Origin of the sequence: Lysinibacillus sp. BF-4, assembly GCF_000743635.1 — a bacterium.
Lineage (GTDB): Bacteria > Bacillota > Bacilli > Bacillales_A > Planococcaceae > Metalysinibacillus > Metalysinibacillus saudimassiliensis.
Genome location: NZ_JPUW01000001.1, coordinates 409,548 through 418,611, shown reverse-complemented (window position 1 = coordinate 418,611; position 9,064 = coordinate 409,548). Strand labels below are relative to the sequence as shown.

General features: G+C 40.8%; 7 protein-coding genes. 1 reads left to right on the top strand and 6 read right to left on the bottom strand.

Annotation, left to right across the window (positions count from 1 at the left end; all coding sequences use genetic code 11):
• Window positions 1–9: 9 nt before the first annotated feature.
• Window positions 10–2,574: a vitamin B12-dependent ribonucleotide reductase gene (locus CH76_RS02200; protein WP_036142174.1), complete on the bottom strand. Its 2,565-nt coding sequence runs from the start codon at window positions 2,572–2,574 to the stop codon at window positions 10–12.
• A gap of 168 nt (window positions 2,575–2,742) precedes the next feature.
• Entirely contained in the window at window positions 2,743–3,573 is an 831-nt protein-coding gene (locus CH76_RS02195) for a biotin/lipoate A/B protein ligase family protein (RefSeq protein ID WP_036142172.1), read from the bottom strand.
• A 106-nt stretch (window positions 3,574–3,679) separates the two neighbouring features.
• On the opposite strand from CH76_RS02195, the gene CH76_RS02190 reads away from it, so the two are divergent.
• Window positions 3,680–4,069 (top strand): rhodanese-like domain-containing protein, encoded by a 390-nt coding sequence (locus CH76_RS02190; protein ID WP_036142170.1) that lies wholly within the window; start codon window positions 3,680–3,682, stop codon window positions 4,067–4,069.
• Between the two features lie 55 nt (window positions 4,070–4,124).
• On the opposite strand, the gene CH76_RS02185 is transcribed toward CH76_RS02190, so the two are convergent.
• The 4 genes from CH76_RS02185 to gcvT form a co-directional block, all read right to left on the bottom strand.
• Window positions 4,125–5,045, bottom strand: a complete 921-nt coding sequence (locus tag CH76_RS02185; RefSeq protein WP_152553277.1) for a tetratricopeptide repeat protein — start codon at window positions 5,043–5,045, stop codon at window positions 4,125–4,127.
• 80 nt (window positions 5,046–5,125) lie between these two features.
• Window positions 5,126–6,595 carry an aminomethyl-transferring glycine dehydrogenase subunit GcvPB gene (gene gcvPB / locus CH76_RS02180; RefSeq protein WP_036142165.1) on the bottom strand — a complete coding sequence of 490 codons (1,470 nt, stop codon included), beginning with the start codon at window positions 6,593–6,595 and terminating at the stop codon, window positions 5,126–5,128.
• Window positions 6,588–7,934: an aminomethyl-transferring glycine dehydrogenase subunit GcvPA gene (gene gcvPA / locus CH76_RS02175; RefSeq protein WP_036142162.1), complete on the bottom strand. Its 1,347-nt coding sequence runs from the start codon at window positions 7,932–7,934 to the stop codon at window positions 6,588–6,590. The genes gcvPB and gcvPA overlap by 8 nt, the downstream gene beginning before the upstream one ends.
• Before the next feature lie 22 nt (window positions 7,935–7,956).
• The gene (gcvT, locus tag CH76_RS02170; RefSeq protein ID WP_036142160.1) at window positions 7,957–9,048 is read right to left on the bottom strand and encodes a glycine cleavage system aminomethyltransferase GcvT; all 1,092 of its coding nucleotides are present in this window, start codon (window positions 9,046–9,048) and stop codon (window positions 7,957–7,959) included.
• Window positions 9,049–9,064: the final 16 nt, after the last annotated feature.

The window sequence follows — 9,064 nt, the reverse complement described above, 5'->3', positions numbered from 1 at the left end:
CGTTGCTAATTATAAACCACATTTTAATTGTGCATTACAATTCGTACATGTATTGCAACCGCCAATTTCTTGGACAGTACCTTTACGACAAACAGGGCATGTATTGCCAACATCTGAACCAACAACTGTTGTTGATTCTAATGCTTGGATTGTATCTACTAATACGACAGGGCGTTCAACTTCTACTTCCTCAAAGTCGCCACCAAATGATAATTGGTCCATATCATTTTCTTCTGCCTTTAGAGTTAATACTTGTGAGTCACGGCTACCATCAACGTATACCGTACCACCTTTAGCACCACCTTTATAAAGGCGCTCATACACTTGTTCAACTTGTTCTACAGTATAGCCTTTTGGTGCGTTCACTGTTTTAGAAATCGACGAGTCAATCCAGCGCTGAATGATACACTGCACATCCGCATGTGCCTCTGGTGCTAAGCTCATAGCTGTCACAAACCACTCTGGCAAGTTTTCGCCGTCCGCTTCTGGATGACGGTCTAAATATTCTTGTACAATTTCGGCTTTAACTTCAATAAATTTACCTAAACGACCTGAACGGTAGTACGTAAATGAGAAGTACGGCTCAAGACCCGTTGCCACGCCTACCATTGTGCCAGTAGAGCCTGTTGGTGCAACTGTTAATAAATGCGAGTTGCGAATACCATGCTCTAGTACGCCACGGCGAATATCTTCATTCATACCTTGCATAAATCCTGTTTTTGTAAACGCTTGACGCAATGCTTGCGTTGCTGCTTCGTCTTCACCTTGTAAAAATGGGAAGCTACCACGCTCTTTTGCCAACTCAATTGATGCCTCGTAAGCTGTCTCTGCAATCGTTTTAAAAATTTCATTGACTAATTCATTACCGCCATCTGAGCCATACTCTTGCTCACAGTAAATTAATAAATCCGCTAACCCCATAACACCAAGACCCACACGACGCTCACCAAGCGCTTGAATGCGGTTGTCTTCAAGGAAGTAAGGTGTTGCATCAATTACGTTATCCTGCATGCGTACACCAACACGTACTGTTTCTTTAAGTGCAGCATAGTCTACTGTTTTTGTCTCTTTATTAGCGAATTGTGCAAGATTTACTGCAGCAAGGTTACATACTGAGTAAGGTGCTAATGGCTGCTCACCACAAGGGTTGGTTGCCACAACTTGCTGACCGTATGCCTTAGCATTCGTTTTATCATTGGCATTATCAATAAAGAAAATACCTGGCTCTGCCGAATAAGTTGCACAAATATTAATGAGATTCCATAACTCACGCGCTTTGATTTTACGGTAGGTACGTACTTTATGCCCCATATCAGCCCATTTACGTACATCGCCAACTTCATGCCATTTTTCGTTATATACTTCCATTTCTTGAGGAGAATATTCTTCTACTGCTGGGAAGCGTAACTCAAAGTCGTCATCTGCTTCAACAGCTTTCATAAAGTCATCCGTCAAGGTAACTGAAATATTTGCCCCTGTTAAAAACTCTAAATTGTGTACGCTATACGTACCGCCATCACGTAGCTTGCTCTCCGCATCACGAATGATTGCTTCGTCAAAGCCACCGTAACCTGCAATATTTTTATAATTGACAATACCCTGATACATCGCTTCTTCTTGCTGTGTCAACGGTTTAAAATCAAGTTTTTCTTTTGCTAAACGAATAATTGAATCATCCGTTGTATTTTCAATTAAGTAGCGTAAAATACGTGGATTTTGCATTTTAGAAATAATAAACTCCACAATATCAGGATGCCAATCAGCTAACATAATCATTTGTGCACCGCGTCGGCTACCACCTTGCTCTACTAAATGTGTAAGTTTCGCAATATCATCCAACCAACTCACTGAACCTGAAGATTTACCATTAACGCCACGCGCTAATGTATTACGTGGGCGTAATGTCGAACCATTTGTACCAACACCGCCACCACGGCTCATAATTTCCATAACTTGTTTACGGTGGTCACTAATACCTTCACGAGAGTCAGCTACAAATGGCATTACGTAACAGTTAAAAAATGTTACGTCTGTTTGTGAGCCTGCCCCGTAGATTACACGTCCTGCCGGAATAAAATTAAGGTTTACGAGTTGGTTATAAAATTTATCAAACCACTCTTTACGTTTTTCTTCTGTTTTTTCGACAGATGCTAACCCTGTTGCATTACGCTTAGCAATTTGCTCATAAAAGATTTCAAGCGGTTTTTCGATTAAATCAAGTGAGCGTGTAATTAAGCCTGTCTCCTGTTCAGTTACACTATCTAACGCTGAGCGGAAGTCCTCTTCAATTAAAATAGTCGCTTCATTTGTATCTTTATGGATTGCAGTAATTTTTCCTAAGCCACGCGCTGGAAAACGTGGATCTGCCTTTACGGTTAATACTACAAAATCATTTACCTTTAATGTTTTCTTTTCCGTATCCTTAAATGAATAACGGTCAATCATAACAAGACGTGAAACGCCTTTATGAGTAATATGCATATCCTCTGTAATTGGATGTACTTGATTAAATTGTTTAATATCCTCGTTTAACTGCTGATAACTTGTCGCTTGCTCGGTTTGTGTGAACGCCACGCAAAGTCGCCTCCCCGTTTATATAAATAGATAAGATGCAGCACTCGAAAGCACTACATCTTGTGTTAAGTCGTATATAAACATACTATATATAGTTTTTGATTTCAACTATTGTAATTTCAACTATTTTGAGCTTAGCAGAAAAAAACGAGCAATAACAAGGGAAAACTATTTTTTAAAATTCCATTCGTCATTCGCATATTTACGTTTTTCGATTTCTTTTACATAGTTTTTTTGTGCCTCTGTTAAGACCATTGGTTCAAAATCAATGGCTAAGGCTTTCGCAAAACCAGCTTTAAAGGCTGTAACACATTCATCAATTGTCACATCTCTGTCAATTAACGTATCCATTGCTACGGCTTTTTCTGGTAATTTTATGCGCATTTTTTCTTTTACAGCGTCAGATGAAAAATTAAATACTGACAATAATTTTTCTAAATCGAGCTTCAGTAAAATTGCACCATGTTGAAGTATAACACCTTTTTGTCTTGTTTGCGCACTTCCTGCAACTTTTTTTCCTTCAACAACGAGTTCATACCAACTCGGGGCGTCAAAACATACTGCACTCTTTGGTTTTTTTAAATCTTGTTGTTGCGCTTCTGTTTTTGGTACGCTAAAATACGCTTCCATGCCGAGATTTTGGAAGCCTAGCAGTAACCCTTCGCTTAATACACGATAAGCCTCTGTTACCGTTACAGGCATATTAGGATAGCTCTCTGTTACAATAATGCTATACGTCAACTCATGCTCATGTAATACCGCACGTCCCCCTGTTGGACGGCGCACAAAGCCTAAGCCTTGCTCGCGAACAGCCGCTAAATTAATATCTCGCTCCGCCTGTTGAAAGTAGCCAATTGAAACAGTTGCTGGCTCCCATTCATAAAAACGAATGACAGGTGGAATTAACCCCTCGCTGTGCCAATCAAGCAGCGCCTCATCTAAAGCCATATTATAAGAAGGGCTACATTTTCCTGAATTTAAAAAATACCACGTTGTCATAATTCTCCCCCTAAATTCATTTTCTTTCGTATTGTAACAAACTCATTGGACTATCGCTAGTTGGTAATTTATAATAGGAGAGAAGAAAGAAAGGGGTCACATCGTTTTGTTAAAATCAATTTTAATTACGGTTGCGATTGTTGCAGTCGTAGCCATCATTTACTTTTTAGTAAGTGGCGCACGTTTAAAAAAAGCTGTTGTTACATTATCACAGGAAGACTTTATTAAAGGCTACCGTAAAGCTCAGCTAATCGATTTACGTGAAGCTAAGGATTACGAGGCTGGTCATATTTTAGGCGCTCGTAATATTCCGATGACAGTGCTTCGTCAACGCCATAAAGAAATTCGTCCGGATCTACCCGTTTACATGTATGATCAAAACTCTGGTCGTAGTGCACGTACGGCATTATTCCTAAAGAAACGTGGGTATAACCAACTGTATATGCTAGACGGTGGATTTAGTAAATGGACAGGTAAAATCAAACGTAAAAACTAATCAAAAAGGACTTCACCCGTAGTGGGTAAGTCCTTTTTATTATGCGTTTCTTCTATTATATAGTAGTTGTCTGACAGCTCGACCATTCCTTGTCACCATCACACGCGGTATCATGCATAGGACAAAAATAATAACAGCACGGTAGCATCGCATCATTCGCAAAATCTTCATCAATCATAATTGCGGCTAATGGTTCAAGTGCAGCTAATTTCGCTAGGACCTGCTTAGCTTGTATAATAGCTTGCTCAATATCCTGCTCAGTTGTCCATTCATCTACTTTTTGTTGCTGTGCCTCGCAAAGCTCAGCTTGTAATAGTTGCTCATAGCGCGCATAAAGAGCTGTATAACGCTCAGGGGCTACACGTTTCGCTAATTGTAAATGCACAAAGCACCATGTATCTAACGCATAGACGGGTAATGCTTGATCCATCTCTACTAGCGCATCATCGTAACGCTCAAGTAGCACATAAACATCTGCACGCGCTAATGGCTCATCTGCAGGTATCGTAGCAAGTAACTTAGCCGCTTTAGCGGTATCTCCCGCCTTACTATAAGCCATTGCTGCCTGGTAGGCATAATCCTCACCAGCGAGCTCATAAGCACGCGCTGCTTCTAAATAGCGCTCATTTCGGTAATACGCCCCTGCTACATTATAATACGTTGCTTGACCTGGCGCATGCTTGTACACATACTCCAATAAAGGTAACGCCTCATCATAGCGCTCAAGCTTTAGTAGCACATAACTATAAATAATAAATGGTTGCGGCGTACTAGGTTTTTGTCTAACTGCTCGTTCAATATAAGCAAGTGCCTTAGTAAAATCCTCCGCTTCTTCCGCATAGTAATAAGCAAGGTTTGTTAAAGTTACCACATTTTCTTGTTGTGCTACAAAAGCGAGTAGCATTTGCTCCTCTTGCATCACATCGCTCGTACCCTCTGCAATTGTTGCGATTAATGTTTTTATTTCCTTCATCATGTCCACCACCTTTATAACTACGCCTATTGTAGCACAATTCAAAAAAATGCGTCACACCATTCAAGGTGCGACGCAGTTAATTAAGCTTCAGTCGGTTGGTAGCGTAATACTGGTGTACGCGCTGCACGTGTTTCGTCTAAGCGCGAAACAACCGTTGTATGTGGTGCTTCTTGTACGATTTCTGGATTTTCTTCCGCTTCTTTGGCAATTTGAATCATCGCATCGCAGAAAGCATCTAGTGTTTCTTTTGACTCTGTTTCTGTTGGCTCAATCATTAACGCTTCCTCTACATTTAACGGGAAGTACGTTGTTGGTGGGTGATAGCCAAAGTCTAGCAGGCGTTTCGCAATATCAAGTGTGCGCACGCCAAGTTTCTTTTGACGACGTCCTGATAAAACAAACTCATGCTTACAATGACGATCAAATGGTAAATCAAAGTGCTCTTGCAGACGACGCATCATATAGTTAGCGTTTAATACTGCATACTCAGTTACAGCTTTTAAGCCATCTGGTCCCATTGTACGAATATACGTATAAGCACGTACGTTAATACCAAAGTTACCATAGTACGGCTTCACGCGACCAATAGCTTGCGGGCGATTGTAATCAAAGTGATACGTACCATCGTCTAATTTTACTAATACTGGTTTTGGTAAGAATGGGATTAAATCAGCTTTCACACCAACTGGACCTGAACCTGGACCACCGCCACCATGTGGGCCTGTAAACGTTTTGTGTAAATTTAAATGCACGCAGTCAAAGCCCATATCACCAGGACGTGCCTTAGACATTACCGCATTTAAGTTAGCGCCGTCATAGTATACTTTACCACCTACACTATGAATCAGCTCTGTCATTTCAATAATATTTTCTTCAAATAGACCAAGTGTATTTGGGTTCGTTAGCATAAGTGCAGCTGTATCTTCACCTACTACTTTACGTAAGTCTTCAATATCCACTAAGCCATTTTCGTCTGATTGTACAGTTACAGTTTCGAAACCGGCTACTGTTGCAGAAGCTGGGTTCGTACCATGCGCTGTATCAGGAACAATTACTTTATTACGGTGACCCTCACCATTTGCCTCATGGAATGCACGAATCATCATTAGTGCTGTCCACTCACCATGTGCACCTGCCGCTGGCTGAAGTGTAACCTCGTCCATACCTGTGATTTCCATTAAAGACGTTTGTAAATCATATAATAGCTCCATAGCACCCTGTACCGTTGATTCATCTTGTAAGGGGTGAACATTTGAAAAGCCTGAATAGCGCGCAACAGTTTCGTTGACTTTTGGGTTGTATTTCATTGTACAAGAACCTAATGGGTAGAAGCCTGAGTCTACACCATGATTGCGGCGTGATAGCGCAGTGTAGTGACGCATAATATCCAGCTCTGCAACTTCTGGTAGTGCTGCCTTTTCTTCACGCGCATAACCTGCTGGTAATAGATCCGCTACATCATAATCTGGTACATCAAGTGCCTCTAAATTATAGCCAACGCGGCCTTCCTTCGTTAGTTCAAAAATAAGTGGTTGATTATCCTTATGCATGAAGAGCCTCCATTTCCGCAACGAATGCATCAATTTCTTCTTTAGTACGAATTTCAGTTACAGCGATTAATGCGTGGTTTTGTAAATTATCATCAACGCGACCTAAGTCAAAGCCACCAATGATGCCCTTTTCAATTAGACCTTTATTAATCTCAGTAATATTTTTATTGGCCTTTACTACGATTTCGTTAAAGTGAGCACCTTGATAAGCTACTTCAAAGCCAGCTTTTTCAAAGGCTTCTTTTGCATAGCGTGTCTTAACGATATTATGCTTCGCCATTTCACGTACGCCCTCTTTACCAAGTGCTGTCATTGCCACAGATGCTGCTAGCGCTAATAACGCTTGATTTGAACAAATATTTGATGTTGCCTTGTCACGACGAATATGTTGCTCGCGCGCTTGTAATGTTAATACATAACCACGGCGACCTTCCTCATCGATAGTTTCACCAACTAAACGACCTGGCACTTTACGCATTAGCTTTTTCGTTACAGCAAAGTAGCCACAGTGTGGTCCGCCAAAGCTCTCCGCAATACCAAATGGTTGTGCATCACCAACGGTAATGTCTGCACCTAATTTACCTGGTGGTGTTAAAATACCTAAGGCTAGTGGGTTAGCTGATACCACAAATAATGCTTTGTTAGCATGCGCTACCTCACCAATTGTTTTAATATCCTCTACTTGACCGAAGAAGTTAGGATACTGCACCATAACTGCTGCTGTAGTATCGTCAATCATTGCCTCTAATGCTTGCATATCTGTAACGCCGTCTTTTTGAGGTGCTACTACAACCTCAATCGATTGACCGTCTGCATATGTGCGTACCACATCACGGTATTCTGGGTGTACGGTTTCAGATACAATAATCTTTTTACGACGTGTGTGTCCTGCTGCAAGCATCCCCGCTTCTGCTAAAGCTGTACCACCGTCATATAATGAAGAGTTTGCTAAGTCCATACCTGTTAACTCAGCAATCATCGTTTGGAACTCAAAAATGGCCTGTAACTCACCCTGTGAAATTTCAGGTTGATAAGGTGTATAAGCTGTATAAAACTCCGAACGCGAAATAACATGATCTACAATAATTGGCTTATAGTGATTGTATATACCTGCGCCTAAAAACGATACATTTGTTGCTGTATCTTTATTTTTTGCCGCCATTTGTGCTAACTCTTTCATTAAAGCTGCTTCTGACTTTGCAGGCTTAATATCATACATACCCTTAAAGCGGACTTGCTCTGGAATATCTTCAAATAATGCGTCAATTGAAGATACGCCAATCACGTCTAGCATTTCTTGTTTATCTTGTTCCGTCATTGGTAAATAACGATGCTTCATAATAGATTAACCCTCTTTTCGCTTATTTTTTTCGTGTATAGAAAGGCGTTGCTACAGTTTTAACCTGCAGGCGCTTATTACGAATTTCAATTTCATAAACTTCATCTAAAACAGCATACGCCGTTTCAACAAGTGCATTACCAATATTACGTTTTGTCATTGGTGATTGTGTACCTGTTGTTACGACACCAATTTCTTTGTCGTCTTTAAACAATTTATAGCCCGTACGTGGAATACCCTTGTCAATCATTTCAATACCAATTAATTTACGTGGTTGATTAGCTTTCACTTCAAGCAAAGCATCCTTACCAATAAAGTCTGCCTCCTTGCCAAGTTTAACTGCAAAACCAATCCCTGCTTCAAGTGGTGTAATATCTGCTGACATCTCTTGACCGTATAAAGGTAAGCCTGACTCAAAGCGTAGTGTATCGCGCGCACCTAAGCCAGCTGGCACTACTTCGTCCTCAGCTAAAATCTTATCCCATAGTGCAACAATGGCTTCAGGCTTACCGTAAATTTCAAAGCCATCCTCACCTGTGTAACCACTACGTGAAATTAACACGGGGTAACCTGCTACATCAACATCTTGAGCAAAGCGGAAAAATTTAATTGCGCTTAAATCCTGTGCTGTTAAACGTTGTAGTACTTGTTCTGCTAGCGGTCCTTGCAGAGCAATTTGTCCATAATCTGCAGAAACATTTTTAATCTCCACATCAAAGTTTGCTTTTGCCTCTAACATCCAATCAAAGTCCTTAGCTGTGTTAGCAGCGTTTACAACTAATAAGTAAGAGTCTTCTGCCAATTTATACGTTAGTAAATCGTCAACCACGCCACCGTTTTCGTAACACATCGCGGTATACTGCGCTTGGTTCACTGCGATTTTAGCAATATCATTCGTAAGTAAATATTGTAAATAAGGTAAGGCATCCTTACCCGTTACTGTGATTTCTCCCATATGTGATACATCAAATAATCCTGCGCGATTACGAACGGCATCATGCTCATCCTTAATCGATGTAAATTGTACAGGTAAATCCCAGCCACCAAAGTCAATCGTTTTTGCACCGTACGTTGCGTAGGCATCAAATAATGGTGTGCGTTTTAGTTCTGACATGGCTATTCCTCCTCGA

Excerpts from the sequence above, each read along its gene's own strand:
- CH76_RS02195 (WP_036142172.1), bottom strand. The coding sequence starts at position 3,573 with ATGACAACGTGGTATTTTTTAAATTCAGGAAAATGTAGCCCTTCTTAT.
- CH76_RS02185 (WP_152553277.1), bottom strand. The coding sequence starts at position 5,045 with ATGATGAAGGAAATAAAAACATTAATCGCAACAATTGCAGAGGGTACG.
- gcvPB (WP_036142165.1), bottom strand. The coding sequence starts at position 6,595 with ATGCATAAGGATAATCAACCACTTATTTTTGAACTAACGAAGGAAGGC.
- gcvPA (WP_036142162.1), bottom strand. The coding sequence starts at position 7,934 with ATGAAGCATCGTTATTTACCAATGACGGAACAAGATAAACAAGAAATG.
- gcvT (WP_036142160.1), bottom strand. The coding sequence starts at position 9,048 with ATGTCAGAACTAAAACGCACACCATTATTTGATGCCTACGCAACGTAC.